Raw genomic sequence first — 26,946 nt, forward strand, 5'->3', positions numbered from 1 at the left:
GACGGCGGCGGCGGCACGGTGGGCGGCGGACACAACCGGACCCCGCGCCGCGCCGACACCTTGACAGGATGGGGCCCGTGGACTCATCCCCCGACATCACCACACCGCCGGCCGCGGCCGAGCTGCTCGGTCTAGGCCTGGACGTCGCCCGGGAGGCCGGCGCGCTGCTGCTGGCCGGCCGAGAAGGAACTGTCGAGGCCGAGGCGACGAAGTCCTCCCCGACCGACATCGTGACCGCGTTGGACCGGGCGTCCGAGGCCCTCGTCTCCCGCCGGCTGCGCGAGGCGCGCCCGCAGGACGGGCTGCTCGGCGAGGAAGGCTCGGACACGCCCGGCACGAGCGGCGTCCGCTGGATCGTGGACCCCCTCGACGGGACGGTGAACTTCCTCTACCGGCTGCCCAACTGGGCGGTGTCGATCGCGGCCGAGGTCGCGGGCGAGGTGGTGGCGGGCGTCGTGCACGCCCCGGCGCTCGGGCTCACCTACACCGCCGTCCGCGGTGGCGGAGCCCTGCGCTGGACCACCGCCGCCGCCACCGCTCACACCAGCGCGGGTCCGGGTGCAGACGCCGGCGCGGGCACGCCCGGGGAGGCCGATCCCGAGAAGCTCACCGGCTCCACGGTGACGGACCTGCGCGGCGCGCTGGTCGCGACCGGTTTCGGCTACACCGAACAGCGCCGCACCGCGCAGGTCGCGGTGCTGACCCGGGTGGTGCCCAGGGTGCGCGACATCCGCCGGATGGGCGCGGCCGCGCTGGACCTCTGCGCCGCCGCGGCCGGCACCGTCGACGCCTACTACGAACGTGGCCTGCATCCCTGGGACCACGCCGCGGGTGCGCTGGTCGCGTCCGAGGCGGGCCTGCGGGTCGGTGGGCTCGACGGGCGTGCGCCAGGCGAGGACCTGGTCGTCGCCGCTCCCCCGCCGCTGTTCGACGCCCTCACCGCCCTGCTCGCCGAGCACCCCCGCGCCGACAGCGACTAGCGCCGACAGCGACTGGGCCGGCAGCGACTGGGAACGCCGCTGCCGGCACGGGTCACGTCGCCCCGGATCAACCGGTTGCCGCGGGGTCACCGGCGAGCAGTTCGTCGAGCTCGCGCAGGGCCTCGCGGAGCCGGTCGGCGAACGCGTGCATCCCGGCGGCGGCCGGCCGCGGCGTGCTGAGGTAGATGTTCAGCGTGTCGGGCAGCAGCACATAGGCGACGCCGATGCAGTGGCCGCTGGTCGAGCCGAAACCGAAGTACCGGATGCTCTCCGACGGCGCGGAGCTGGTGCTCAGATAGTCGTCCCGCATCACCAGCCAGCCGGGCGTCTCGTACAGCGGCGACGGCTCGGGCACGCCCAGCTCGGCACCGGCCCGGCGCTGGATGAACGCCAGCTCCCACAGATGCTGCTCGGGCGCCTCGCCGCGCTGGCACTCGCCGGCGCGGCGCACATGCGCGGCCGCCGCGTCGCGCAGCGCGGCGCGGCGGGCGTCCGCGTCGGCCGCCGGGTCGTTCATCGTCGCCACGAAGGCCAGGACCTCCGGCGTGACAACGCGCATCGCCTCGGTGCGTCCGTACCGCCACTGCCTGGTCGCGATCGACTCGTAGGTCGCTCCGGCGAATCCCTTCGCCCGGTGGTGGGCGAGCTGGTAGGCCATCTGCACGAACGCGTCCGGGGAGATCCGCAACGCCTTGGCCCGACTCGCGCCGTGGTCCGGGAACGACAGCGTCACCGAGTCGGTGCCGGCGCCGAACGCGGCGAACGACTCCGCCGCCGCCCGGATGTCCGCGCGCAGCGCGTCGTCGAGCACGAACTCGACCGGACGCACCGCCGGCTGCCCGTGTGGGCGGGCCCCGGAGCGGGCCGACAGCTCGGCGGCGGGCGCGGCGAGCAGCTCGTCGACGAAGCTCAGGATCGTGGTGCCGTCGAGCCCGCAGTGCTCGACGTTGATGCCGGCCTGGCCGTCCGGGAAAACGATCAGCGACACGGCCTTGTCGTACCAGCGGCCGGCGGCGCTGCCGTGCAGCAGCTGATCGCAGGCGGCGAGCTCGTCGGACGGGGTCACGGCCTCGAGGCACACGCAGAACAGCGCCGTCTCGACCTCGTCGAGCGCGGCCTTGTTCGCCGGGTCGAGCGCGAGCAGCGCGGCGCGGCTTTCCGCCCAGGCGGCCCGGGCCTTGGTCGTCAGATGGCCGACGGCGGTCTCGTCCGACGCCTGCGCCGGACCGGCCGCCCGCACCGCGGCGAGGCCGGCGGTCAGCTCGTCGAGCGTGTGCGGCGACCCGTCCGGGCCGAGGACGTCCAGCCGGAACATGCGGCCGCCGTGGAACACCAGGATGTGGCGGGCGTCGGACGGCCCCGGCCACTCGGCGCTGTAGGGCACCCGGACGGTGTCCTGCACCAGGCCGGGGATGCGGGTGGTGGAGAAGAGGTACCGGTTCTGCACCATCGACTGCGGCTGGCCGCGGCGCAGCAACGGCGGGATCCGCTCCGCGTCCAGGCGCACCTTGTAGTCCAGCGCGGCCGCGATCAGGCCGGCGGCACGTTCCAGCTGCGGCCCCGCGGCGGTGGCGGGAGTGGCGGGGGTCGAGCCGTCACCTTCGCCGGCGGCCTCGGCGGCAGCGCGGAACAGGAAGATGAAGTTGGCGTTGAGTGCGATCCGGTCGCGGCGGCCGAGGTAGCGCGCCGGCCAGAACTCGTCCAGCCAGCTGTGCACGCCGTCGCTCACGTCGTAGCGGGCGAGCTCGGCGTGCAGCCGGGGGCCCGGGCCGTCCGGCGCGCGGAAGCGTGCCAGCTCGGCCTCGGTCGCGGCGAGCTGCTCAGGGGACAGCAGCGGGGCGCACCACTGGAGAAACCGCCCGCAGCTGTCCTCCAGGGTGGGCAGCGGAACGCGCGGCAGGTCGTCCTCATGGTCGAAGGTGCCAGTGGCAGCGGCGGCGGCCGCTGTGGCGGCGCTGTTCGCGGCCGGTCCCTGGCTCGTCTGGACGGTCATGCGCAGCGTCATCCTCGTCTCGGTTGCATGGTGTCTCTGTACGCGTGGTGTCTCGGTTGCGTGGTGTCCGGTCGCCCGATGGCTCCGCTCGCGCGATGGCTCCGGACGCGCCGCGCCGGTCAGGCTGTTACGAAACAATCCGATACCGGGAGTAATCCCCGAAACGCTCTCATAGCGCGGCCACGCCTGGGTCCGGTTCGGGTGGACGTGAGACGAACAGGCGGGCGTACAGCCAGCCATCGGCCTCCAGGCCAGCCGGGTCCACCCCGACCCCGGCGAGCGTCTCCAGCACCTGCGCCTGCTCCCGCGGGGAGACGAACCGGCGCTGCTCGAACAGCCGGCCCACCGCCTCCGTCTGGTACCCGTACCCGGCGAGAAGCTCGGCGATCGGGTCGAACGGGAACATCCGCAGTGCGAAATGCGCCATCCACGGCAACGGGCGCCGGCCGCCGTCACGGACAGCCGCGACGATCCGGGCGAGCGTGCGATCGGTGACATAGCCGAGGCAGCCGGTGGAGACGACCAGATCGACGTCGGCGAGCAGGGCACGCTCGGGCTCGGTCAGGTCCCGGGTCTCCAGGTCGGCGTGCACGGCGCCGTCGAGAAAGCCTGCCTCGTACGCGTAGGCGAGCGCCGGCTGGGACGTGTCGAGGCCGATCACCTCGACGTCGTGCAGCCCGCCGCGGTCGCGGGCCAGCGCCCGGTCGCGGGCGACCAGCTCCGCCCGGGACCGCCCGACGTCGGCTCCGTCGTACCGGTCGTACAGCTCGTCCATGGAGACGTCGAGCTTCAGCAGCGCCCCGTTGATCCCGTAGGAGCAGCCGATGTCGAGCACCCGCAGGGGCCGACCGGGGCGGGTCTCCCGGCACTCGTCGACGACCTTCGAGAAGTACGGCTTGGCAAGCTGCGGAATCTGATAATCCAGCACCCGCAGCGTACGGAAATAGGCTCGCGGATCGGGCTGCGTGTAGACGTGTTCGAGCGAGACCTTTCCGGTCGCGTCGAATTCCATGGCTGGCGCTCCTCTCCTTCCACTCAGCGGATCCATCCGCTCGGCGAAAGCCGGATGATCAGCCGGGTACCTGGCCGAGATGCGAGGTGAATGCGCGGACCGACCGCGCGGAGAACTCAGTCGAGCAGTCCGTCGACCCGCACGGCGCGGCGTGCCGCCGCCAGGTGCTCCGGCAGGACCCGGCCGAACAGCTGCCGCGTGCGCGACACGCTGCCCACCACACCGGGTCGCTCGCTGTAGGCGAAGATCGCGCTGTGCCGCTGGGTGGCGCCGCCGACCCGGCTCACCCGGTGCAGCGAGTAGCGCCCGAGGAAGAGCTGGAGATCGCCGGGCCGCAGGTCCAGCCGGTGGACGAAACGCTCCCCTTCGGTTCCGCCGGCGAGAACGGCGGACACGTCGTCGAAGTTCTCCGCCTCGGCGGATCGGATTCCCGGGCAGTACTCGAACACCCCACCGGCGTCCGCACCCTGGGTGAGCAGGCTGACGGTGAACTCGTTCGTGTCGAAATGCCAGGGGTGCTCCTGACCAGGCACGACGACGTTTACGCACAGTCCCGAAAGCGGGTCGGCGAGCTCGTGCACGGCCGGCAGCCCGAAGCAGGCCGCGACGAACGACCGGAACGCGGTGCTGACGTAGAGCCGGTGGATGACGTGCTCGGCGGGGATCCGGTCCCGGGCCACGAAGGCGTTGCCGCGCAGCATTCCGACCCGGCCGGGATGCCCCGGCGGCAGCTCCGCGTCGGCGTCGATGTTGTACACGTTGACGGTCTCAGCGTCGTAGTGCGCCGACGGGGCGAGCGTCACGCACTCGTCGCGCAGCCGCGCGTGCAGGCTGGGTCGGACGAAATCCGGAAGCACGCAGCACCCGGTATCCGCGAGCTGCCGGCGGACGTCCCCGACAAGCTCACCCGCGGCCCCGTCGGGCCACGAGCACACCGGATAGCGATCCGTGTCGATCACGTCCTCGATTGCCGAAGGCGAAGTCGCTTTCACGTTCACGGCCGCGGTACCGCCCATTGGAAATCCTTCCGTCCGCCGGTCACCCTGGCACGGCGGCCTGGCCACCGGCGAATCCAGCGACGACCGGAAAGGCCGCCGTGAATTCGGGGAATGCGCACAGTGTTCCCCGCAAGCCGCACGAAACGGCGCGCGGTGTGACCTGCAACACGGCTACCAGCTGCGGATGCGCTCCGACGGGCCGTGCGTCCGGCATCGTCGCCAGCCGCTTTCCGTCCACGTAGCCGACGCTCTGACCTGCACGGACGCGCCACCGTGTCATTCTTGGCCGCGCCGGGGTGGCCACCATCGAAATTCCGTCGACTGATTCGGCCTCCACACGGCTGGCCATTCCGGCAGCTGAAGCTGCCCGCTTCTCAGACGACGGCTCGACCAATCGGGACGGCATCGGCCGGCAGACTGGCCAGAAGCTGGCTGGAGGGCCGGCCGGTTGGCGGCCGGCCGGGAGTCGGCCGGCCGGGAGTCGGCCGGATGCCACCCTCCGGCGGGGGCGTGTCCAGCGCCGCAGCGCGAAGAACGTCCCGCGTCGGGCTGTCGCCGCTGGCTGGCCAGAGTTGAGGCTCGTGGTCGTTCTGGGTTCTGGAGCTCGTAGCAGGGATCCCGAGACGCAGCGGATCCGGACCACCAGCATGAGCTTGACGGAGCCGCACTGACGGATTACGAACCGCACCCGTACGGCCGCCCATCGAGGATCCCGCGCCGCCACGCAGCACCGACAACTCACCACAAGAGGGGCGAAAGGGGCAGGGGTTCGCCTGGCGACTCGCAAGAAAGAAGGATTTCGGTCGTTGGAACGACCAAAATCGTTCACTCTTGCGACTCACCAAACCGGCTAGCCGGCTACCGGGCCCTCGGAAGCCCAACCGCGTCGGTGGAGCGCGGACCTCACCACGGCGGCCCGCCGTCGCACGGCCTGCCGGCCGGGCGCCCAGCAGACGACGATCGGCAGGCCGTGGTCCACCAGACCACGACCGGCAGGCCGTGGCCCAGCAGGCCACGGCCGTCCCGGCCCAGTGCCGTTCGGCCCAGTGCCGTCAGACCAGCGCTGCCGCGGCCAGGGCGGCGAAGAGCAGCGTGAGGTACGAGATCGACATGTGGAACAGGCGCATCGGCCGGATGTCCTCACCGCGGTGGGCGCGGGCCACCATCCGGTGTGCCTCCGCGACGAACCAGGCCCCGAGCAACGCGGCCGGCACCGTGTACACCAGCCCGATGTCGGCGACCGGGCCGACGGCGAGCGAGACCCCGACCATCACGTACGAGTAGAGCAGGATGCGGCGGGTGACGACCTCCGTCGTGGCCACCACCGGGAGCATCGGCACCCCGGCCGCGGCGTAGTCGTCCTTGTAGCGGATGGCCAACGCCCAGAAGTGCGGCGGTGTCCAGAAGAAGATGACCGCGAAGAGCAGCACCGCGGCCCAGCCGACGGTTCCGGTCACCGCGGACCACCCGATCAGTACCGGGAAGCACCCGGCCGCGCCGCCGATCACGATGTTCGACGGCGAGCGCCGCTTGAGGCCCAGCGTGTAGACGAAGACGTAGAACGCGATCGCGCCCACGGACAGTGCGGCGGAGATCCAGTTGACGAGCAGGCCGAACATCAGCGTGGAGACGATGCCCAGCACGATGCCGAACCTGAGCGCCTGTGCCGGCTCGACCGTCTCGCGGACCAGCGGACGACGCTTGGTGCGGCCCATGAGCTGGTCGATGTCACGGTCGACGTAGCAGTTGATGGTGTTGGCACTGCCCGCCGACAGGGTGCCGGCGACGAGCGTCACCACGATCAGCCACCAGGACGGCATGCCGCGCTCGGCGAGGAGCATGACCGGAACGGTGGAGACCAGGAGAAGCTCGACGACCCGCAGCTTCATCAGCGCGATGTACGAGCGGGTTCGGCCGGCGGCCCGGGCCCAACGGCTTCGGGGGCCGGCGAGATCAAGATCGGAGGGCCCCGCCGGGACGGGTGACACCGCGCCGACAGCGCCCATGGCGCCGGCGGCGGGCAGACCCGCCACAGCGGGCGTCGGGACGACGGCAGCGGTCACAGCGGCGGCGCTCGTCGGCTGGACCGCGCCCGGCACGGAGCCGCGCAGCGCGGATCCCGCCGTGGCCGAACGGCCACCGCTCGACGTCACCGGGCGGCGGCGCAGGCCCTGCCGGTGGCGAACAACGGCCTCGGGAGACAGAACGACCTCGCGATCGGCGCGGTCATCCAGCGAACCGCGCGGGACGGTGCCCGGAGTAGGGCGTGGGGTGGGTTCTACGACGTGTCGGAGTCTAGCCGCCGCGAGGCGGGGAGTGCGCGTGGGCTGCGTCCCGACAGTGCTCCGAACCCGCCTGTGGGCGACGTCCGTCGGGGGCTGCGGGCTGGCGGTGCGTCCGGACTGTCAGACCCGCCACGCTGCGCGACGATATGCGCGTGACGTCGGTCGCCGGCCGGCCCGGGTAACGAGTCCAGTGTTCTTCGGCACGTTCCCTCCCTGCCGGCAGGGCACGGACACTGGGGTGAGGATCACGCGACAGGGTAGGGCGGAGGACAGGGACATCCGGCACGGTCGCCGTAAGCAGTAAGGAAGGCGGCACGAAGGCAGTGACGAGCTCGGCCAGGGGCACCGTACGTCCGTCGCCTCACAGTGTCCGCCCGTGTCACGGCGGCGGAAGGCCGTCCGCCGAGATGCGATCATTGTGGGGCAGGACTCCCGTCCCGCATGCACCCGACGACCCGGCACCTCGGCTCCGCCAGCATCTGGAGCTCCCGCAGCACCTTGAGCTCCTTCAGCACCTGGAGCTCCTTCAGCACCTCGGCATCCCCAGCAGTCTCGGCTCCCCCAGCACCCCGGCTACCCATCGCCTCGAACCACCGCAACCACGGACCACTGCGGCGCGACGACACGGCCGCGCAGAGGAGGACGTCCGATGAGCAAGCCACTGTCCGACCTGTCGGCCGCGGGTGTCGCGGTCTGGCTGGACGACATCAGCCGGGAGCGGATCCGGACCGGCAACCTGGCCGAGCTCGCCCGCACCCGCAGCGTCGTCGGGGTGACCAGCAACCCGACGATCTTCCAGAAGGCGATCGGTGGCGGCGAGACCTACGACGCGCAGCTGCGCGACCTGGCCGTCCGCGGGGTCGACGTGGGCGAGGCGGTCCGGGCGATCACCGCGCACGACATCCGGGCCGCCTGTGACATCCTGCGCCCCGCGTACGACGCGAGCGGCGGGGTGGACGGCCGGGTCTCCCTCGAGGTCGACCCGCGGCTCGCCCACGAGACCGAGCGCACCGTCGCCGAGGCACGTGCCCTGTGGTGGCTGGTCGACCGGCCCAACCTGTTCATCAAGATCCCGGCGACCCTGGCCGGCCTGCCGGCCATCACCGCGGCCCTGGCCGAGGGCATCAGCGTCAACGTCACGCTGATCTTCGCGCTGGAGCGGTACGAGGCGGTCATGGATGCGTTCATGACCGGTCTGGAGCAGGCCCTGGCCGCTGGTCGCGACATCTCGGACCTGGCCTCGGTGGCGTCCTTCTTCGTGAGCCGGGTCGACAGCGAGGTGGACCGTCGGCTGGGGAAGATCGGCACGCCCCAGGCGGACGCACTGCGGTCCAAGGCCGCGATCGCCAACGCCCGGCTCGCCTACGAGCTGCATCAGAAGGTGTTCGGCACCGCCCGGTGGGAGCGGCTGGCCGCGGCCGGCGCGAAGCCGCAGCGGCCGCTGTGGGCGTCGACGTCGACGAAGGACCCGTCGTTGCCGGACACCCTCTACGTGGCGGAACTGATCGCACCCGGCACGGTGAACACGATGCCGGAGGCGACACTGGAAGCGTTCGCCGATCACGGGGTCGTCCCCGGCGACACGATCACGCCGCACTACGAGGAGGCGCACTCAGTCATGTCCCAGCTGGCCGATCTGGGGGTGGACATGGCCGATGTCGTCGACGTGCTGGAGGTCGACGGCGTCCGCAAGTTCGAGGACTCCTGGAACCAGCTGCTCGACACGATCCGCGATCAGCTCGGGTCCGCCGCGTCCTGACGCCGCACTCCGACGCTCCGCCCCGGAAGCCGCCAACGGGCCGCCAGCCCAGGCGGATCCGGCGCGCGGGCGGCAGGATCGGTCAGGAGGGTCGGTCAGGCGGACCTCGCGAGCACCACGAACTGTGAAGGGGGAACGGGTGGCGTCCACCGCTAGTGGCAACCCACTGCGGGATCCACGGGATCGGAGGCTGCCACGGCTGCCGGACAACAGTGCTCTGGTGGTCTTCGGCGCGACCGGTGACCTGGCCCGCAAGAAACTCATCCCGGCCGTCTACGACCTCGCGAACCGGGGGCTCCTGCCCCCGGGATTCGTTCTGGTCGGTTTCGCCCGCCGGGACTGGAGCGACGAGGATTTCGCCGCGTTCGCCCGGGAGGCCGCGGAACGCGGCGCCCGAACGCCGTTCCGGGAGGACACCTGGGACAGGCTGGCGAGCTCGGTGCGTTTCCGGTCGGGTTCGTTCTCCGACGACGCCGCGTTCGACGGCCTCGTGAAGCTGCTCGCCGATCTGGAGTCCAGCCACGGCGTGCCCGGGAACGCGGCCTTCTACCTGTCCATTCCACCACCGGCGTTCCCGGTGGTCCTCAAGCAGATGCAGCGGACGGGCCTGGCCTCCAACGAGGCCGCGGGCGGCTGGCGCCGCGTGGTGATCGAGAAGCCGTTCGGCAACGATCTGGAGACCGCGCGCCAGCTCAACTCGCTCGTAGACGACGTCTTCACCCCGGACGACGTCTTCCGCATCGACCACTACCTCGGCAAGGAGACGGTTCAGAACCTGTTCGCGCTGCGTTTCGCGAACACGCTGTTCGAGCCGATCTGGAACTCGCACTTCGTCGACTCGGTGCAGATCACGATGGCCGAGGACGTCGGCATCGGCACCCGCGCCGGCTTCTACGACGAGACCGGCGCGGCCCGGGACGTCCTGCAGAACCACCTCCTGCAGCTGCTCGCGCTCACCGCCATGGAGGAGCCGGTCAGCCTCGGCGCCGAGGCGATCCGGACCGAGAAGCTGAAGGCCCTGCGCGCCGTGTCGCTGCCCGAGGACTTCGCGACCTACGCCGTCCGCGGGCAGTACTCGCAGGGCTGGCTCGCCGGCGAGCGGGTACGCGGCTATCTGGAGGAGGCCGACATCCCCGCGACGTCGGCCACCGAGACCTTCGTCGCCGTCAGACTCGGCGTGCAGACCCGGCGCTGGGCCGGAGTGCCCTTCTACCTGCGGACGGGCAAGCGCCTGCCGCGCCGGGTCACCGAGATCGCGATCACCTTCACCAAGGCCCCGCACCTGCCCTTCGACGAGACCGACACGACCGAGCTGGGCAACAACCAGCTGGTGATCCGGGTACAGCCCGACGAGGGTGTCACGCTGCGCTTCGGCTCCAAGGTGCCCGGTTCGTCGATGGAGGTCCGTGACGTCGCCATGGACTTCCTGTTCGGCGAGGCGTTCACCGAGGCGCTGCCCGAGGCCTACGAACGCCTGATCCTGGACGTCCTGCTCGGCGACGCGACGCTGTTCCCGAACAACGCCGAGGTCGAGGAGTCCTGGCGAATCATCGACCCGCTGGAGGACTTCTGGCAGAGCACCACCCCGCACGCCTACCGGGCGGGCACCTGGGGGCCGGCGGCCGCCGACGAGATGCTCAGCCGTGACGGCCGACGGTGGCGCCGGCCATGACCTGTGACCGTCACGTCGAGGGGACCCTGGCATGACCACGCTGTGGGACACCACCGGATCAGCGGTGGTCAAGGCTCTTTCCGCCGAGCGGCGGGCCGCGGGCGCGCTCGCGTTCGGCCTGGCGCTGACACTCGTCGTGGTCGTTGACGAGCAGCATGTCAGCCAGGCCGAAAGCGCGGCGATGGCGGCGTCCGCGGCGCACCCCTGCCGGCTGCTGATCGTGGTACGCCGCCAGATCGACGCTCCGCATCCGCGTCTTGATGCCGAGGTGTCGATCGGTGGGCGGCTGGGGCCCGGCGAGGCGGTCGTGATGCGGATGTCGGGCCGGCTGGCGCTGCACGCCGAGTCGGTCGTCCTGCCGCTGCTCGCGCCGGACGCACCGGTGGTCACCTGGTGGTACGACGCGCCGCCGGAGAAGATCGCCTACGACCCGCTCGGGGTCTTCGCCGACCGCCGGGTCACCGGGACCTACGCGGCGCCCGATCCGCTCGCCGCACTGCTGCAGCGGGCCGAGGACTTCGTCCCCGGTGACACGGACCTCGCCTGGACCCGCATCTCTGGCTGGCGCACCCTGCTGGCCGCCGCCTTCGACCAGGTCACCGAACCCGCCGGCCCGGCGACAGTGGTGAGCGAGCCCGACAACCCCAGCGCACGCCTGTTCGCCGGATGGCTGCAGGCCAAGCTGCGGATCCCGGTCACGATCACGGACGCACCTGGCCGCAAGGGCATCCAGAGCGTGCAGGTCGCCGTCGGCGACGGTGAGGTCACCCTGGCCCGAACGGACAGCCGCTCGGCCGGCATCACCCGCACGGGCTACCCCACCCGGGTCCTCCCGCTGCCGGAACGAGGCCTCGGTGACCTGCTCGCCGAGGAACTGCGCCGCCTCGACGACGACTACGTCTACGCGGAGGCGCTCTCGGCCTGGAGCGGCGTTCCCCACCTGAACCGCCGGCCGCGGCATCGCGACCACATCTGGCGCGACCCCGCGCTGGAGCAGCCCGCTGCCGCCATGGCCGCCATCACCGCCACGCCGGCTGCCGCACCCCCAGCCGCGCCCGCGTCCGCATCCCCGGCCACACCCGCGGCTCCGGCCCCGAACCCGACAACCCCGCCCGCGGCGTCGTGACCGCGGGGAGACCCGGCCCGGAGGTCGAACCCGTGCCAGCCACCCCGACCAGCCCGACCACAGCGACCAGCCCAACCGTGACGACCACTCCGACCGCGGCGGCCTCCGCCCCGGCCAGAGTGGTCGTCCACGCCGATGCCGGGGTGCTCGTCCGCGCGGCGGCGGCCCGGCTCGTCACCGCACTGGTCGACGCACAGGCGGAGCGCTCGGTGGCGTCGGTCGTCCTCACCGGCGGCGGCATCGGCATCGCGCTGCTGCGAGCGCTGCGGGGAAGCCCGGCGCTGGACGCGGTCGACTGGTCCCGGGTGGACGTCTGGTGGGGCGATGACCGGTTCGTGCCGGCGGACTCCCCAGACCGCAACGACCGGCAGGCCTGGGAGGCGTTGCTGGAACACATCCCGCTGGACCCGAGCCGGGTCTTCCCGATGGCGCCCTTCACTCCGGCGCGGGCGGCCGGCGACATCGAGTCCGCTTCGGACAGCGCCCCCGCCGAGGGCGCCGGCAACGCGGCCCGGCTGGCGTCGATCCGACCAGCCGGGGTCGAGGAGCCCGAGACCGCGGCCGTGGCGTACGCGGCCGAGCTGGCCGCCCGAGCGGAGCCCGGTTCGCCGGTGCCTGTCTTCGACGTGCTGTTGCTCGGGCTCGGGCCGGAGACGCACGTCGCCTCGATCTTCCCCGACTCCCCCGCGTCCGTGGCGACCGAGCCGGTGGCCGCGGTGCGGGACTGCCCGAAGCCGCCACCGACCCGGGTGACGCTGACCCCGCCGACGCTGCGGTCAGCGCGTCAGGTGTGGGTGGTCGCCGCGGGCGAGGAGAAGGCGGAGGCGGTCGCGACCGCGCTACGCCCCGGCGCGGATCCGGTGAAATGGCCCGCCGCCGGGGCTGTCGGGCGTGAAGCCACCCTGTGGCTTGTCGACCGGGCGGCCGCGTCCCGCCTTCACGCCTCACAGGCCGGGGTCCGCTGACGGAAACCCGGCCCGTGGGGCGGCCGGTGGGTTCAGGCCAGGATCTTCGTCTTCTCCCGTTCGAACTCGTTGCTGCTGATGACGCCGTGGTCACGTAGCTCGGCCAGCCTGCTGAGCTCGTCAGCGGTGCTGGGCCGCCCGGCTGCCGAGCGGACCTGGGCACGCCAGAGGTCGGCCGCGGCCGCGGCGTCGCGATTCTGCCGCTCGTGCATGCTGTGGCCCCGAACAATCAGATAGGCCAGCACACCGATCAGCGGGAGGATCAGAATCGCCGCGGTCCAGCCTGCCTTCCCCCAACCGGACAGGTCCTGGCTGCGGAAGACGTCCGTCACCACAGTAAAGAGCAGAAAGATCCACAACACGAAACAGAAGAACCACAGCATGTAGAGGAACACGCTGAGGAGCGGGAAGTCGGAATCCACCTTGCCTCCTCTCACCGTCACCTACCAGCAGGACCGACTCATACCCGCTTCGCCGCGCCACGCCGCGCCCAGCGCTCACCCGGCACGGGTGAATCGGCGAACGCCCCCACGCCGATCGGCTCAGGCGACGACAGCTCAGGCCCTCAGCTCAGGGCCGGGTGAGATCGGCGCTGCCCATCGAGTTGATCGACGTCGCCGGGAACATGTACCCCAACCGGCCATCGGGCCGTAGCGTCAGGACCAGCGGGTCGGCGCCCTGGCACAGCGGCCCCCTCTCGTCGAGCCGCTCCTGGACCGTGATGGTGTTCGGACCGGCCTCCAGCAGGCGCAGGTCCGCGCTGCACCCCTCGGTCGGATAGGAGCTGTGGCCGACGTCGTCGCCGACCGCGCCATCGGTGAGCACGATCTCGACTCCGAACCCGACCGGCCCCTGGACCACCCAACCGCTCCAGGAACCGACCATTCCGGCGGGCACGGCCGAACCAGCACCACGCGGAGCGGCACCGCCCATCATGATCCACAGTGTCACGGTGACGAGCCCGATGGCCGCCAGACCAGCGGTCCCCCCGGCAAGCCACGGACGGCTCCGTAACGCCCGGGCCATCCAGGCCGCTCGCCGAATCGGGCTCACCCGATCCACCTGATCCATCCGACCGGCCTGATCCAGGCCCTGTACCGACGGCACGGGCACCGAGTCCCGCGGGACCGGGGACGTCGCCACACGGCCCGGATCAGCCGCGGGCGGCGGGCTCGGAGCGGTCGGCGGGGCCAGAACGGTTGGAGAGACCGGCACGGCCGGCGGCGCCGGAACCGCTGACGGGGCCGGAGTGGCAGGCGGAGCCGGAACGGCTGGAGAGACCGGAAGGGGCAGGGGGCTCCGAGCGGCGCCAGTCGTCGCGGGGGCGGACAGGCGCAGTGCCCGCAGGAGCAGGGCACGGGCCGCTTCCGCCCCCAGGCGGCTCTCCGGGTTCTTGATGAGCAGACCACCGATGACGGGCCACAGGGTGTCCGCCCGCTCCAGCGGCGGTGGATCCACGTGCAGTACCGCGCCGAGGGTCATCACGATGCTCTCCCGCGCGAACGGCGGCTCCCCGTCGACGGCGAAGTACAGCGTGGCACCGAGGGAGAACAGGTCCGCGGCCACGGAGGCCGGACGCTGGGTGATGCGCTCCGGCGCCAGGTAGGCGGGGGTACCCGCGCTGCCATCGGAACCCGGCGAGGTCGTGTCCTCGACGTGGGTCGCGATACCGAAGTCGGTGAGCAGGACACGGCCGTCGTCGGCCAGCAGGATGTTCGCCGGTTTGACGTCCCGGTGCAGCAGCCCGATGCGCTGCCCGGCCATCAGGGCGTCCAGCACCGCCAGGCCCACCTGCGCGACCCGGGTGTTCGGCAGCGGGCCGCCCGCCCGTACCGCCGCGTCCAGTGACGTGGCGGCGATCAGCTCCATGATGATCCACGGGATGCCGACGTCCTCGAGGACGTCGGTCACGGAGACGACGTGCGGGTTGCCCCGCAGCCGGGCGGCGTTGCGGGCCTCCCGTACCGCGGCGGCGACCCGGGCCCGGTCCGGGTCGACCGGTCCGGGCCCGCTCGGACGTCCACCGACCCAGATGGCCTTGGCCGCCACCTCGACCCGCAGCAGCAGGTCCGAGGCGCGCCAGACGACGCCCATGGAGCCGGCGCCGATTGGTTCCAGCAGGCGGTACCGACCGGCCACAACGTGACCGGCCTGAACCCGGCCGGCCACCATGCGGCCGGCCGCACTGCGGCCGACCTCCTCGTGGCCGGTCACGCCCCGGCCGGCCTCGGTGCGGCCGGCCACCGTGCGATCGGCCACCGTGCGATCGGCCACCGTGCGATCGCTCTCAACGTGGCCGGCCCCAACGTGGCCGGCCTCGAACTCGCACAGCTGACGGTTCCGCGGTGAGGCTCAGGTTCAGGTGACCGGCGCGCCCCGCAGCTTCGCCAGGGCCTCCGCGAGGATCGCCTCGCCGTCCTTCTCGTTGCGGCGCTCCCGCACGTAGGCGAGGTGCGTCTTGTACGGCTCGGTCTTCGGCGGCGCGGGGGTGTTGTCACGGTCCCTGCCGGCGGGAAAACCACAGCTCGGACAGTCCCAGGTGTCCGGTATGGAAGCGTCGGCGGCGAAGGCCGGCTTCGTCTCGTGCTCGTTGGCGCACCAGAAGGAGATCCGTTGCCGCGGCGCAGTGTCGCCCCGCTCGGCCTCCCCCATTGGCCCTGCCCCGACCCGGCTCCCCCGGATGGCGTTGCCACCTGCCACGGCCCGCGTGCTCCTTCGTCTCGTCCCATGGGTGGTAGCTCGGCGGTCGGCCCCCCGCGGTCGGACCACCCACGCCCGCACCGCCACCGTTGACGTGCCGGCGCCTACCGAAAGGCTCGCCGAGGACGTCTTTTCGGAGTGTAGGACGCCAGGCCCACCACGGGTTACACCGACCACCCCCACCGGGGCTTCTATCGGTTCAGGAGGGCCCGTTGGGGCCCTCGCCCGGGTGTGTTCCTGCTCGCTGTGAGGGCTTCGGCGCGCTGCGAGAAGCTCGACGCCACTCAGGGTGCCAGTGCGACTGCGGTGGGGTCGGCCGTTCCCAGCGACGGAACGATCGTGAAGGTCACGACGGTCGCACTGTGGAGGCGGGCCGAGTACCTGACCGCGAGTGGCACGACCGCGGCGTCGCTGACAACCGTGTGCTCCAACGCCGACCAGTCCGCCGCGGCCTCGACCTTCCCCAGGGTCGTGAGAGCGCCCTCCAGGCGGGTCTGCAGGTCCTCAAGCCGGTAGCCGCCGTCCGCCGGGCGTGTGCCGACCCAGGTCTCGTCCAGCAGCGGCTGGTAGACGGTGCGCCCGGCATCGCCGAACCAGTCCGGGTCGATGGTGGTCAGCGCCAGGTCCCAGAACTGCGCCTGCGGGTTGCTCACCGCCTGCTGGTACTGCTCCGCGTTGCGGATCCGCACGTCCAGCCGGATGCCGGCGCGAGCGAACGCGGTCCGCAGAGCCTGGGCGACGGCGGCGTCGGTGGCACTGTCCGTCGTCAGCAGCGACAGCGCGGTCACCTTCCCGCCGGGGTTGTTCGCCAGGCCCTCGCCACAGCGCTCGGGGTCGCCGGTGCCCTCCCCCGCCGCATAGGGGTCGTACTCCTCGTAGCCGGTCATCGGCGGCTGCAGCAGCTGGGACGTCTCACCGGCGAGCGTCGGCCCGCCGAGCGCGTCGACGACCGCGGCCCGGTCGACGCAGTACGCCAGTGCGGCGCGCACCTGCTGCTCGCGCAGCGCGGCCGCGGACGGCCCGTTCAACCCGACGACGAGCGCGGTCACCGGCCCGGTCGAGGAGACCGCCAGCCGGTCGTCCCCGTCGCCGGCCAGGTCGCTCAGCACGCCCGCGGGAACCTCCCCGTCGAGGGCCATGTCCCCTTCCCCAGCCTGGATGCGGGCGGCGATGGTCTCCGGGGTGAGGCCGTCCGTGACGGTGATGTGGTCGGGCAGCGCCCGCCTGATGCCGTCGGACGAGCCGCTCCAGGACGGGTTGCGGGAAAGCAGGTAGCTGCCGTCGGGTGCGGGCACGAAGCGGTACGGACCGGCGGAGATCAGGTTGTCGAGGTACTCCGGGGAGTCCGCCGGATAGGCCAACGCCTCCAGGGGAACCGGGGAGCTGGCCGGCAACGCCAGCAGGTCGACGAAGTCGTTGGACGCCTTGAGCAGGTGGAACACGATCGTGTCGTCGCCGACGACCTCGACGCCGGGGATCGAGCCGCTTTCGATCAGGGCCGGCGCGTCGGCTACCGGTGCGCTGGCGAGCTGGGTGCAGAACTCGGCGAAGCCGCGGATGGTCGCGGCGTAGTAACCGCGCATCGGCGACGGCGTCGGTGGCGAGCACAGCCGCTTGAATCCCCGTGCCACGTCGGTCGCGGTGATCCGGCGCTGGCTCGGTGTGTTCCAGCGGGCCGCCGAACGCAGGCGCACCGTGTAGGCCAGACGGTCCTCGGACACCACGGGAGCGCCGACCGCGAGATCTGGCCGCGGAATCGTCGATCCGGTGACGTCCGTGTCCGAAGGGTAGCTGTAGAGCTGCCGGGTCACGAGCCGGGCGAACGCGCGCTCCCCCGGCTCGTCGGCCCAGCCTGGATCGCCGCTGGGCATCTGCCCGGTGAGCAGGCGGAGGGTGCCGCCGGGCTTGTCGACGGGCGCGGAGGTCGTCGGTGCACTGGACGGGCTTGCCGCCATCGGGCCTGGCGCCGGATCGGGCTCACCGCTGCACCCCGCGGCCGCGAACATCGCGGCCGCGAGGAGGGCGACCAGCGCACGAAGGGTGCCCGACCACCGGGATCTGCTGCTCAAACTATTCAGCTCTTCAACAGCAGACCGAGGCCGATGATGCAGGTGGCCCACAACAGGGCCACCGCGATGGTGAGGCGGTCGAGGTTCTTCTCGACGACCGAGGAGCCGCCCAGCGACGACGACACCCCTCCGCCGAAGAGGGTCGAAAGACCACCGCCCTTGGCCCGGTGCAGCAACACCAGCAAGATGAGCAGCACGCTCGTGACGATGAGTGCGATCGACAGACCGACCGTCATCTGGACCAGCTCCCGCTGTCGTTAGGGCCCGAACGTCGTACCCGATCAGGCCCGACGATCGTGCCAACGTACATCACGCCGCCCCGGTGCCCGCGCAGGTGCCTCAGGCCGCCGGCGAAGCGCGGACGATCCCCACGAACTCCTCTGCGACAAGGCTCGCGCCGCCGACGAGACCACCGTCGACATCGGGCATGGTGAACAGTTCGGCGGCGTTCGCGGCCTTGACCGAGCCCCCGTAGAGGACCCGGATTCCGCTCGCGACGGAATCCCCGAACAGCTTCGAGAGCTGGCCACGAACCGCCGAACACATGTCCTGGGCGTCCTGGGCCGAGGCGGTCCGACCGGTTCCGATCGCCCACACCGGCTCGTAGGCGACGACGAGTGTCGCGGCCTGCTCGGCGCTGACGCCGGCGAGCGAACCCTCCAGCTGGGTCAGCACATGCTCGACGTGGTTGCCCGCCGCGCGGACGTCCTCGTGCTCGCCGACGCAGAGGATCGGTGTGATGCCGTGCTTGTAGGCCGCGAGGACCTTGGAGGCGACCAGTGCGTCGTCCTCGTGATGGTAGGTGCGCCGCTCGGAGTGCCCGACGACGACATAGGAGCAGCCAAGCCTCGACAGCATGGTTCCGCTGATGTCACCGGTGTAGGCCCCGGAGCCGTGCGGCGACAGGTCCTGACCCCCGTAGCCGACGGCGAGCTTGTCGCCGTCGACCAGGGTCTGGACGCTGCGCAGGTCGGTGAACGGCGGCAGGAAGACGACCTCGACCTTCTCCAGCTCGGCCGGCTTCAGGTCGAAGGCGACCTTCTGCACCAGCGCGATGGCCTCGAGATGGTTGAGGTTCATCTTCCAGTTGCCGGCGACCAACGTCCGCCGACCGGAACCGGCCGATCCGCGGGCGGGTGCCCCCTTCGCCACGTCCCTGCTTCCCTTCGTCGGTGATGATGCTTCGGATGGTGATGCATCGGAGGTGATGCCTCGAATGGCGTCCCGTGCCCCGGGCGGGGCTCAGACGTCGAGTGCGGCGAGCCCGGGAAGGCTCTTGCCCTCCAGGTACTCCAGGCTGGCGCCACCGCCGGTGGAGATGTGGCTGAAGTCGCTGTCCGGGATGCCGAGCGCACGGACGGCGGCGGCCGAGTCCCCGCCACCCACGACGGAGAAACCGTCACCGGCGGCGACGGCCTCGGCCACGCCCTTCGTTCCCGCGGCGAACGGCGCGAACTCGAAGACACCCATCGGGCCGTTCCAGAAGATCGTGGCCGCACCGCCGACCACGTCGGCGAACGCCGCGGTCGAGGCCGGCCCGATGTCGAGGCCCAGCCAGCCGTCCGGAATCGCGTCCGCGGCGACGACCGCGGTGTCGGCGTCCGCCGCGAAGCGGTCCGCGACCACGACGTCCGTGGGAAGCACGAGCCGGTCGCCGGCCTCGGCCAGCAGCCCCTTGCAGGTGTCGATCATCTCGCTCTCCAGGAGCGAGGCGCCGACCGGGTACCCGAGCGCAGCCAGGAAGGTGAAGCACATCCCGCCCCCGACCAGGAGCGAGTCGACCTTCGGCAGCAGGGCCCGGATGACGCCGAGCTTGTCCGACACCTTCGAGCCGCCGAGCACCACCGTGTACGGCCGGGCCGGAGCGGCGGTGAGCCTGCGCAGCACGTCCAGCTCGGTCAGCACCAGCCGGCCCGCCGCGTGCGGCAGCCGCTTGGGCACCTCGGACACGCTCGCGTGCGCCCGGTGCACGGCGCCGAACGCGTCACCCACGTAGAACTCGGCGAGCGCCGAGAGCTCGTCCGCGAACGCGGCCCGGGCGGCGGCGTCCTTGCTGGTCTCCCCCGGATGGAAACGGAGGTTCTCCAGCAGGGCCACCTGCCCCTCGCCCAGCTGCCCGACCACCTCGCGGGCCCGGTCACCGGCGATGTCGCCGCTGCCGTCCCCGGCGAAGGCGACCGGGACTCCCAGCAGCTCGGCCAGCCGCTCGGCGACCGGGGCGAGCGAGTACTTCGCCTCGGGCTCACCCTTGGGGCGGCCGAGGTGCGAGCAGACCACCACCTTCGCCTGCCGGTCCAGCAGCGCCTGGATCGTCGGCACGCTGGCCCGCACCCGACCGTCGTCGGTGATGCGGGGCGTGGCCCCCGAGCGGTCCAGAGGCACGTTGAGATCACTACGGACAAGTACACGGTGACCGGTGACCTGCAGGTCGTCGATCGTCCTCACGCTGGCTACTCCGGTGTAGGCGAAGGTCAGGTGGTCAGGTTGGTCGGATGACCTGGTGTTGTCAGAGCCGGCCGGCGACGAGCCCGGTCAGGTCGACGAGACGGTTGGAGTAGCCCCACTCGTTGTCATACCAGCCGACGACCTTGACCTGGCTGCCGAAAGACATCGTCAGCTGCGAGTCGAAGGTGCAGGAGGCCGGGGTGCCCACGATGTCGGAGGAAACGATCGGGTCCTCGGTGTAGACGAGGTAACCCTTCAGTGGTCCTTCGGACGCAGCCTTGTAGGCGGCGTTGATCTCGTCCTTCGACGCCTCGCGGGCGAGATTCACGACAAGGTCGGTCACCGAACCGTCGAGTACCGGAACACGCATGGCGAGACCGTCGAGCTTGCCCTTCAGATGCGGAAGAACAAGCGCGGTCGCCTTCGCAGCTCCGGTGGTGGTGGGAATGATGTTCTGCGCGGCCGCACGCGCACGACGCAGGTCGGAATGCGGGAAGTCAAGGATGACCTGGTCATTCGTGTATGCGTGGATGGTGGTCATCAGACCACGTTCGATACCGAACGCCTCGTCGAGCACCTTCGCCAATGGCGCGACACAGTTCGTCGTGCAGGAGGCATTCGAGAGGATGTGGTGGTTCGCCGGGTCGTACACATCGTCGTTCACACCCATGACGACCGTCAGGTCCTCGCCCTTGGCGGGGGCGGAGATGATGACCTTCTTGGCGCCGGCCTCCCGGTGCTTGCCGGCGGTCTCCGCGGTCGTGAAGCGGCCCGTCGACTCGATCACGATGTCGACGCCCAGGTCACCCCACGGCAGCGCCGCCGGGTCCCGCTCGGCGAGCACCTTGATCGTGGTGTCGCCGACCCGGATGCCGTCGTCGACGACGGAGACCGGCTCGGCGAGCGTGCCGAGGGTCGTGTCGTACTTCAGCAGGTGCGCGAGGGTCTTGTTGTCCGTCAGGTCGTTGACGGCGACGATCTCCAGATCGCTCCGCCGGCTTGCCGCAAGGGCCCGCCAGAAGTTACGACCGATTCGCCCGAAGCCGTTGACACCCACCCGCGTAGCCACGTCCAGGACTCCCTATGCTCGTGTGCCGTCGTGTGCCAGGAGCCTAGCGAGTCCGGACATCATCGGCGGGAATCCGAACCGATACATGTCGGTCTCCTCACATCGGGGGACCCAGCACCCTCAGCAATTGGTTGAATGCAGCGCCTTTCGCCAAACACCCTATCCCATGGGCCTCGGCGAACACGGCGCGTGTCCGCGCACTCGACGTACCCCGTCCAGGCACCTGATTGCGTGCTCAGGCGTTCTCAAAGAGTTCCGGAGAGACACTGGCCTCGGTGTTCGGGATACCGAGAGCGTTGGCCCGTTTGTCCGCCAGGGCGAGCAGTCGACGGATTCGCCCGGCAACGGCGTCCTTGGTCAGCGGCGGGTCGGCGAGCGCACCGAGCTCCTCCAGTGACGCCTGTGCGTGTTCGAGCCGCAACCGTCCGGCCGCGAGCAGGTGGTCCGGCGCATCGTCACCGAGGATGCGCATCGCCGCCTGCACCCGGGCACCGGCCGCCACCGCGGCCCGCGCCGACCGGCGCAGGTTGGCGTCATCGAAGTTCGCGAGCCGGTTCGCCGTCGCCCGGACCTCGCGGCGCATCCGCCGCTCCTCCCAGGCCATCAGGCTGTCATGCGCACCGATCTTGGTCAGCAGCGCGCCGATCGCGTCGCCGTCGCGGACCACCACCCGGTCGACTCCGCGCACGTCCCGGCTCTTCGCCTGCACGCCCATCCGCCGGGCCGCGCCGACCAGCGCCAGCGCCGCCTCCGGGCCGGGCGCGGTGACCTCCATCGAGCAGGACCGCCCCGGCTCGGTGAGCGAGCCATGCGCGAGGAACGCGCCTCGCCAGGCCGCCGCCGCGTCGCAGGCAGACCCGGTGACCACCTGCGGCGGCAGGCCACGCACCGGGCGGCCGCGCTGGTCCAGCAGGCCCGTCGAGCGGGCGAGCTGCTCACCGTCGCGCTCCACGCGGACGATGTAGCGCACCGACCGCCGTAGCCCGCCGGCGGCGAGCACGGCGACCGACGACGGGAAGCCGAAGACCTCGGCGATCTCACGCCGCAGTCGACGCGCGGTGGAGCCGGTGTCCAGCTCGGCCTCCACCACGATGCGCCCGCCGACGATGTGCAGGCCGCCGGCGAACCGCAGCAGCGCCGCCATCTCAGCCCGCCGACAGCAGGGCTTGGCCACTCGCAGCCTGCTCAGTTCGTCCTTGACGGTGGCCGTCATCGCCGCCACACCGATCACTCCTTGCATTCACCGGAGGGGATCCGATGGCCTCGGCCACCGGTCGTTGAGCACCCGACGCCCGAGGGATCGACGCACGCCGCACCCCGGTCCCGCCAGGACCGTTCGTCCACGGGACGTGGGGGCACCGGCACCGCCGCCCGGCCCACATCGGCCTGGCTGCCGGGTGCGAACACGGCACGGAACGCGGCCGCGAGACGCTCGGGATCGTGCAGGGCCGGCTCGTCGGCGGCCCGCACGGACGAAAGGTGAAGCCTGCCGCCCAGATCCGCGGCCGCACGGGCCAGCGGTTCCGGATCATCGACCGCGGCGGGATCCGCGATCACGACGTCCAGGCGAAGACCGGGGACATGGGTGGCCAGCGCGTGCAGATGTGCCTCGGGCGTGTACCCGGCGGTCTCACCGGGCTGCGCCACGAGATTGAGGACCATGACGCGGCGGGCCCGGGAACCCGTGATCGCCGCGCGCATGTCCGGCACGAGCAGGTGCGGAAGCACACTCGTGTAGAGCGAACCGGGCCCCAGGACGATCCAGTCCGCGGCCTCGGCGGCGGCCAGCGCCGCGCCGCACGCCGCAGGCGCCGCGGGCACCAGCCGAACGCCCTCGACCCGGCCCGGAGTCGTGGCGACCGCGGCCTGACCGCGGACCTCCACCGACTTCCCCGGCTCCACCGAATCCACCGGCCGATCCGTGCCGGTGCCGGTGCCGGTCCCAGTCCCAGTGCCAGTGCCAGTGCCAGCACCGATATCGGCGATGGCGCCCGAGCCGGCGCCGAGGCCCGTCACATCCGCGACGATGTCGATACCGTCGCAGGACAGTGGGAGGACCCGGCCGTCGACGCCGAGCAGGGACGCAGCCAGGTCAAGCGCGGCGACCGGCGAACCCGCGCGTTCGGCCAGCGCGGTCAGGACGAGGTTCCCGACCGCGTGGCCGGCGAGCGGCCCGTCGCCCCCGAAGCGGTGCTGGAAGAGGTCGGTCCACGTGGTGGACCAGCCGTCGGTGCCGGCGAGCGCGGCCAGTGCCATCCGCAGATCGCCCATGGGCAACGCGCCGAGCTCGGCCCGCAGCCGACCGGACGATCCGCCGTCGTCACCCACGGTGACGACGGCGGTCAGGTGTGCGGTGATCCGCCGCAACGCCGACAGCGACGCCGCCAGCCCGTGCCCGCCACCGAACGCGGTGATCGCGAGAGCGTCGCCGGTCACTCGCGGCCCAGATCCCGGTGCACCACACGCACCCCGATGCCGTCGGCGGCGAGCCGTGCCCCCAGCTGCTCGGCCACGGCGACACTGCGGTGCTTGCCACCGGTGCAGCCCACCGCCAGCGTGAGGTAGCGCTTCCCCTCCCGCACGTAGCCCTCGCCGACCAGGTGCAACAGCGCCGTGTACTGGTCGACGAACTCCTCCGCACCCGGCTGGGCGAGCACGTAGTCGCGCACCTGCGGATCGCGCCCCGTGTAGGGGCGCAGTGCCTCGACCCAGTGCGGGTTCGGGAGGAAACGGCAGTCGGCGACGAAGTCGGCGTCGAGCGGAAGGCCGTACTTGTAGCCGAAGGAGACCACCGTCGCGTTCAGCCGGTTGGCGCGTGGCTGGCCGAACGCCACATCAATCTTCGCCCGCAGCTCGTGCACGTTGAGATCGGTCGTGTCCAGCACGAGGTCGGCTTCGCCGCGCAGCTCGGCGAGCAGCGCCCGTTCCCGGCTGATCCCGTCGACGACCCGCTCGTCGCCCTGCAGCGGATGCGGGCGCCGGACGTGGTCGAACCGGCGGACCAGCGCGTCGTCGGAGGCCTCCAGGAACAACATCCGCGGATGCATGCCCCGCGAGTCCAACGCCTCGACCGCGGCCCGCAGGTCGGAGAAGAACGCCCGGCCTCGGACATCGACGACCACCGCGATCCGGCTCACCGCCCCGCCGGAACGATGGCCCAGCTCAGCCATGGTCGACAGCAGCGCCGGCGGCAGATTGTCGACGACGAACCAGCCCAGATCCTCCAGGCACTTCGCCGCCGTGCTGCGACCAGCACCGGACAACCCGGTGATGATCGCGAGGTCAAGAGTTGCGGTGGTCATCCAGCCACCCCCCGGATAGTGCCCTGCGCGGCGGCGGGCTCGGCGTGCCCGGCCGACTCGTCGGCCGGGTTCGGCGCCGCCACCGGATCGGACATCGCCCCTGTGGTCTCGGTACCTGTGGTCTCGGTACCTGTGGTTCCGGTCCCTATGATCTCGCCGGTGAGCGGGTTGACGGCGGGCGGGGGCGCCTGGGCCTCTCCGGGAGCCGATCGGGCCAGCGCGGCCACGATCGCCTCGGCCGTCCGCGGCCCGATGCCCGGTACCTGGGCGATCTCCTCGACCGTCGCGGCGCGGACCTTCGTCACCGAGCCGAACTGTTGCAGCAGGGCCTTGCGCCGGGTCTCGCCCAGGCCCGGAACCCCGTCCAGCGCCGAGACGACCATCGAGGCCGACCGCTTCTGCCGGTGATAGGTGATCGCGAAGCGGTGGGCCTCATCGCGCACGCGCTGCAACAGGTAAAGCGCCTCGCTGGTGCGCGGCAGGATGACCGGCTCGTCCTGGTCCGGCAGCCAGATCTCCTCCAGGCGTTTCGCCAGCCCGCACAGGGCCACGCCCCCCGGACCGGACTCGACACCGAGCTCGTCGAGGGCCCGCGCGGCGGCCGCGACCTGCGGCGGACCGCCGTCGACCACCACGAGGTTCGGGGGGTAGGCGAACCGGCGGGGCCGTCCGGTCTCCGGATCCCGCAGGGACGGCCCCCCCACGTCCTCGGCCACTGCGGCCATTGCGGCCGCTTCGGCCTCCCCACCGTCAGCGTCTTCGGCACCCGGGTAACCCGCGAGCTCTCCCGTCCGCGCGCGCTCGGCCAGGTAACGCGAGAACCTGCGGTGAATGGTCTCGTGCATGCTGGCGACGTCGTCCTGCCCGTCGACGCCACGGATCGCGAACCGCCGGTACTCCGACTTGCGCGGCAGCCCGTCCTCGAACACGACCATGCTCGCGACGACATTCGTGCCCTGCATGTTCGACACGTCGAAACACTCGATGCGCAGCGGGGCGTCGGCCAGCTCCAGAGCCTCCTGCAGATCGGCCAGGGCGCGGCTGCGGGCGGTGAGATCACCGGCGCGCTTCGTCCGGTGGAGCGTGAACGCCTGTTTGGCGTTGCGTTCCACCGTCTCCATCAGGTTGCGCTTGTCGCCCCGACGCGGCACGCGCAGGTCGACCCGCGAACCGCGGGCCTGACTGAGCAGTTCGGTGACGGCCTCGGCGTCCGACGGCAGCTCGGGGACGAGGATCTCGCGTGGAATCTCACCGGCATACCCGGTGTCGGTGCCTGTGCCACCGGCACCCGGGTCGCTGGAACCCGTGTCGCTGGAACCGGCCGCCGACCCGCCGGCCCCGTCCAGGTACTCCTGGGTCAGGAACTTCTCGACGAGGTCTCCCGTGGTGACGTCGTCGAGCTTGTCCACGACCCAGCCACGCTGGCCACGGACCCGACCGGCCCGCACGTAGAAGATCTGGACCGCGGCCTCGAGCTCGTCCTGCGCGAAGGCGATCACGTCGGCGTCGGTCCCGTCGGGGAGCACGACAGCCTGCTTCTCGACCGCGCGACGCAGCGCGCCGATATCGTCCCGCAGCCGGGCGGCGCGTTCGTATTCCTGGGCGTCGGCGGCGGCCTGCATCTCGCGTTCGAGCCGGCGCAGGTAACGGCCCGTCTGCCCCGACATGAAGTCGCAGAAGTCCTCGACGATCTCCCGGTGGGTGGCCGCGTCGACCCGGCCCACGCACGGCGCGGAGCACCGGTCGATGTACCCGAGCAGGCAGGGACGCCCCACCTGGCCCGCTCGTTTGAAGACGCCTGAGCTGCAGGTCCGGGCCGGGAAGACACGCAGCAGCAGATCCAGCGTCTCCCTGATGGCCCACGCGTGCGCGTAGGGGCCGAAGTACCGCACGCCGCGGCGCTTGGGCCCACGCATCACCTGCAGCCGCGGAAACTCCTCGTACAACGTCACGGCGAGACTCGGGTAGCTCTTGTCGTCGCGGTAGCGGACGTTGAAACGCGGATCGAACTCCTTGATCCAGGTGTACTCGAGCTGAAGCGCCTCGACCTCGGTGGACACGATGGTCCACTCCACGGAGCTCGCCGTGGTGACCATGTGCTGGGTACGCGGGTGCAGGGTATGCACGTCGGCGAAGTAGTTTGCGAGCCGGGCGCGCAGGTTCTTGGCCTTGCCCACGTAGATGACCCGGCCATGCTCGTCACGGAAGCGGTACACGCCCGGGGTCTCGGGGATCGAGCGCGGCGGGGGCCGGTAGGTCGCCGGATCAGCCATGAACCGAGCCTACGGCCGTCATCCTCCGACCTGAACGGTGCCTGCACGTATCCATTTCATCACGCTCAGCTTCCATGTCGTCGAGGACCCCCGGAGCTCCCCGCGTCGAGCCGCGGCCGACCGGCCCGCGAGCACGCCCCCGGACGCCGGTCAACGGCCCGCGAAAAGCCACTCCCCGGGCCCGCGTCCACGAGCTGCCAGGCGGATGATCTCCCATCAGGCCTCGGCTGAGGCCGCATCGCCGTATGCTGTATGACGGTCGGCGGCTCGACGCCGACCGGCGCGGCAGCCGGCAGGC

The 26,946-nt window shown here is 71.5% G+C and carries 21 protein-coding genes; 5 read left to right on the forward strand and 16 right to left on the reverse strand.

The annotated features are described in order from the left end of the window. Window positions 1-68 precede the first annotated feature (68 nt). Window positions 69-980 (forward strand): inositol monophosphatase family protein, encoded by a 912-nt coding sequence (locus AWX74_RS11665; RefSeq protein ID WP_091274948.1) that lies wholly within the window; start codon window positions 69-71, stop codon window positions 978-980. Between the two features lie 67 nt (window positions 981-1,047). Here AWX74_RS11665 and AWX74_RS11670 read toward each other — a convergent pair whose 3' ends face one another. The 4 genes from AWX74_RS11670 to AWX74_RS11690 all read right to left on the reverse strand — a co-directional run bounded on the left by AWX74_RS11670 (window position 1,048) and on the right by AWX74_RS11690 (window position 7,046). Continuing rightward, window positions 1,048-2,973 (reverse strand): choline/carnitine O-acyltransferase, encoded by a 1,926-nt coding sequence (locus tag AWX74_RS11670; RefSeq protein ID WP_165615569.1) that lies wholly within the window; start codon window positions 2,971-2,973, stop codon window positions 1,048-1,050. Between the two features lie 169 nt (window positions 2,974-3,142). Then, window positions 3,143-3,985 carry a class I SAM-dependent methyltransferase gene (locus tag AWX74_RS11675; RefSeq protein ID WP_091274954.1) on the reverse strand — a complete coding sequence of 281 codons (843 nt, stop codon included), beginning with the start codon at window positions 3,983-3,985 and terminating at the stop codon, window positions 3,143-3,145. Between the two features lie 116 nt (window positions 3,986-4,101). Continuing rightward, window positions 4,102-5,001, reverse strand: coding sequence for a HalD/BesD family halogenase (locus tag AWX74_RS11680; RefSeq protein ID WP_091274958.1), 900 nt, complete (start codon window positions 4,999-5,001; stop codon window positions 4,102-4,104). 1,034 nt (window positions 5,002-6,035) lie between these two features. Next, entirely contained in the window at window positions 6,036-7,046 is a 1,011-nt protein-coding gene (locus tag AWX74_RS11690) for a heme o synthase (RefSeq protein WP_091275713.1), read from the reverse strand. A gap of 871 nt (window positions 7,047-7,917) precedes the next feature. Here AWX74_RS11690 and tal point away from each other — a divergent pair. From tal to pgl, 4 genes are all read left to right on the forward strand, one after another. Further along, on the forward strand, window positions 7,918-9,027 hold the full coding sequence (gene tal / locus AWX74_RS11695) for a transaldolase (protein WP_091274964.1): 1,110 nt from the start codon (window positions 7,918-7,920) through the stop codon (window positions 9,025-9,027). A 139-nt stretch (window positions 9,028-9,166) separates the two neighbouring features. Beyond that, window positions 9,167-10,699 carry a glucose-6-phosphate dehydrogenase gene (zwf, locus tag AWX74_RS11700; protein WP_091274968.1) on the forward strand — a complete coding sequence of 511 codons (1,533 nt, stop codon included), beginning with the start codon at window positions 9,167-9,169 and terminating at the stop codon, window positions 10,697-10,699. A gap of 31 nt (window positions 10,700-10,730) precedes the next feature. Then, complete coding sequence (locus AWX74_RS11705; protein WP_091274971.1) at window positions 10,731-11,825, forward strand: glucose-6-phosphate dehydrogenase assembly protein OpcA; 1,095 nt, start codon at window positions 10,731-10,733, stop codon at window positions 11,823-11,825. Window positions 11,826-11,902: 77 nt separating this feature from the next. Beyond that, window positions 11,903-12,790, forward strand: coding sequence for a 6-phosphogluconolactonase (pgl, locus tag AWX74_RS11710; protein WP_091275716.1), 888 nt, complete (start codon window positions 11,903-11,905; stop codon window positions 12,788-12,790). A gap of 32 nt (window positions 12,791-12,822) precedes the next feature. On the opposite strand, the gene AWX74_RS11715 is transcribed toward pgl, so the two are convergent. From AWX74_RS11715 to uvrC, 12 genes are all read right to left on the reverse strand, one after another. Next, a complete protein-coding gene (locus AWX74_RS11715) occupies window positions 12,823-13,212 on the reverse strand; it encodes an SHOCT domain-containing protein (RefSeq protein WP_091274973.1) in 390 nt (129 codons plus the stop codon). Between the two features lie 148 nt (window positions 13,213-13,360). After that, complete coding sequence (locus AWX74_RS11720; protein WP_341271971.1) at window positions 13,361-15,064, reverse strand: serine/threonine-protein kinase; 1,704 nt, start codon at window positions 15,062-15,064, stop codon at window positions 13,361-13,363. Between the two features lie 84 nt (window positions 15,065-15,148). Beyond that, on the reverse strand, window positions 15,149-15,490 hold the full coding sequence (locus AWX74_RS11725; protein WP_006538993.1) for an RNA polymerase-binding protein RbpA: 342 nt from the start codon (window positions 15,488-15,490) through the stop codon (window positions 15,149-15,151). Window positions 15,491-15,774: 284 nt separating this feature from the next. Next, window positions 15,775-17,496: an ABC transporter substrate-binding protein gene (locus AWX74_RS11730; RefSeq protein ID WP_226932026.1), complete on the reverse strand. Its 1,722-nt coding sequence runs from the start codon at window positions 17,494-17,496 to the stop codon at window positions 15,775-15,777. A gap of 68 nt (window positions 17,497-17,564) precedes the next feature. Then, window positions 17,565-17,795 (reverse strand): preprotein translocase subunit SecG, encoded by a 231-nt coding sequence (gene secG / locus AWX74_RS11735; protein WP_006538991.1) that lies wholly within the window; start codon window positions 17,793-17,795, stop codon window positions 17,565-17,567. Between the two features lie 103 nt (window positions 17,796-17,898). Then, window positions 17,899-18,711, reverse strand: a complete 813-nt coding sequence (tpiA, locus tag AWX74_RS11740) for a triose-phosphate isomerase (RefSeq protein ID WP_091274982.1) — start codon at window positions 18,709-18,711, stop codon at window positions 17,899-17,901. 90 nt (window positions 18,712-18,801) lie between these two features. Further along, window positions 18,802-20,004: a phosphoglycerate kinase gene (locus AWX74_RS11745; RefSeq protein WP_091274986.1), complete on the reverse strand. Its 1,203-nt coding sequence runs from the start codon at window positions 20,002-20,004 to the stop codon at window positions 18,802-18,804. 61 nt (window positions 20,005-20,065) lie between these two features. Then, window positions 20,066-21,073 carry a type I glyceraldehyde-3-phosphate dehydrogenase gene (gene gap, locus AWX74_RS11750; protein ID WP_091274989.1) on the reverse strand — a complete coding sequence of 336 codons (1,008 nt, stop codon included), beginning with the start codon at window positions 21,071-21,073 and terminating at the stop codon, window positions 20,066-20,068. A gap of 235 nt (window positions 21,074-21,308) precedes the next feature. Next, window positions 21,309-22,295 (reverse strand): DNA-binding protein WhiA, encoded by a 987-nt coding sequence (gene whiA, locus AWX74_RS11755; protein ID WP_054566520.1) that lies wholly within the window; start codon window positions 22,293-22,295, stop codon window positions 21,309-21,311. Window positions 22,296-22,300: 5 nt separating this feature from the next. Beyond that, window positions 22,301-23,509 carry a gluconeogenesis factor YvcK family protein gene (locus AWX74_RS11760; protein WP_091274992.1) on the reverse strand — a complete coding sequence of 403 codons (1,209 nt, stop codon included), beginning with the start codon at window positions 23,507-23,509 and terminating at the stop codon, window positions 22,301-22,303. Further along, window positions 23,506-24,375 carry an RNase adapter RapZ gene (rapZ, locus tag AWX74_RS11765; protein ID WP_006538985.1) on the reverse strand — a complete coding sequence of 290 codons (870 nt, stop codon included), beginning with the start codon at window positions 24,373-24,375 and terminating at the stop codon, window positions 23,506-23,508. The genes AWX74_RS11760 and rapZ overlap by 4 nt, the downstream gene beginning before the upstream one ends. Continuing rightward, complete coding sequence (gene uvrC / locus AWX74_RS11770) at window positions 24,372-26,648, reverse strand: excinuclease ABC subunit UvrC (RefSeq protein ID WP_091274994.1); 2,277 nt, start codon at window positions 26,646-26,648, stop codon at window positions 24,372-24,374. Before uvrC ends, rapZ begins: the two co-directional genes overlap by 4 nt. Window positions 26,649-26,946: the final 298 nt, after the last annotated feature.

The organism is Parafrankia irregularis (assembly GCF_001536285.1).
In the GTDB taxonomy this organism is placed as follows: Bacteria; Actinomycetota; Actinomycetes; order Frankiales; family Frankiaceae; genus Parafrankia; species Parafrankia irregularis.

What these genes read in the sequence shown, in the direction of transcription:
- secG (WP_006538991.1), bottom strand. Translation starts at nt 17,795, where the DNA reads ATGACGGTCGGTCTGTCGATCGCACTCATCGTCACGAGCGTGCTGCTC.
- AWX74_RS11705 (WP_091274971.1), top strand. Translation starts at nt 10,731, where the DNA reads ATGACCACGCTGTGGGACACCACCGGATCAGCGGTGGTCAAGGCTCTT.
- AWX74_RS11675 (WP_091274954.1), bottom strand. Translation starts at nt 3,985, where the DNA reads ATGGAATTCGACGCGACCGGAAAGGTCTCGCTCGAACACGTCTACACG.
- AWX74_RS11730 (WP_226932026.1), bottom strand. Translation starts at nt 17,496, where the DNA reads ATGTTCGCGGCCGCGGGGTGCAGCGGTGAGCCCGATCCGGCGCCAGGC.
- AWX74_RS11680 (WP_091274958.1), bottom strand. Translation starts at nt 5,001, where the DNA reads ATGGGCGGTACCGCGGCCGTGAACGTGAAAGCGACTTCGCCTTCGGCA.
- AWX74_RS11665 (WP_091274948.1), top strand. Translation starts at nt 69, where the DNA reads ATGGGGCCCGTGGACTCATCCCCCGACATCACCACACCGCCGGCCGCG.
- uvrC (WP_091274994.1), bottom strand. Translation starts at nt 26,648, where the DNA reads ATGGCTGATCCGGCGACCTACCGGCCCCCGCCGCGCTCGATCCCCGAG.
- AWX74_RS11670 (WP_165615569.1), bottom strand. Translation starts at nt 2,973, where the DNA reads ATGACCGTCCAGACGAGCCAGGGACCGGCCGCGAACAGCGCCGCCACA.
- tal (WP_091274964.1), top strand. Translation starts at nt 7,918, where the DNA reads ATGAGCAAGCCACTGTCCGACCTGTCGGCCGCGGGTGTCGCGGTCTGG.
- rapZ (WP_006538985.1), bottom strand. Translation starts at nt 24,375, where the DNA reads ATGACCACCGCAACTCTTGACCTCGCGATCATCACCGGGTTGTCCGGT.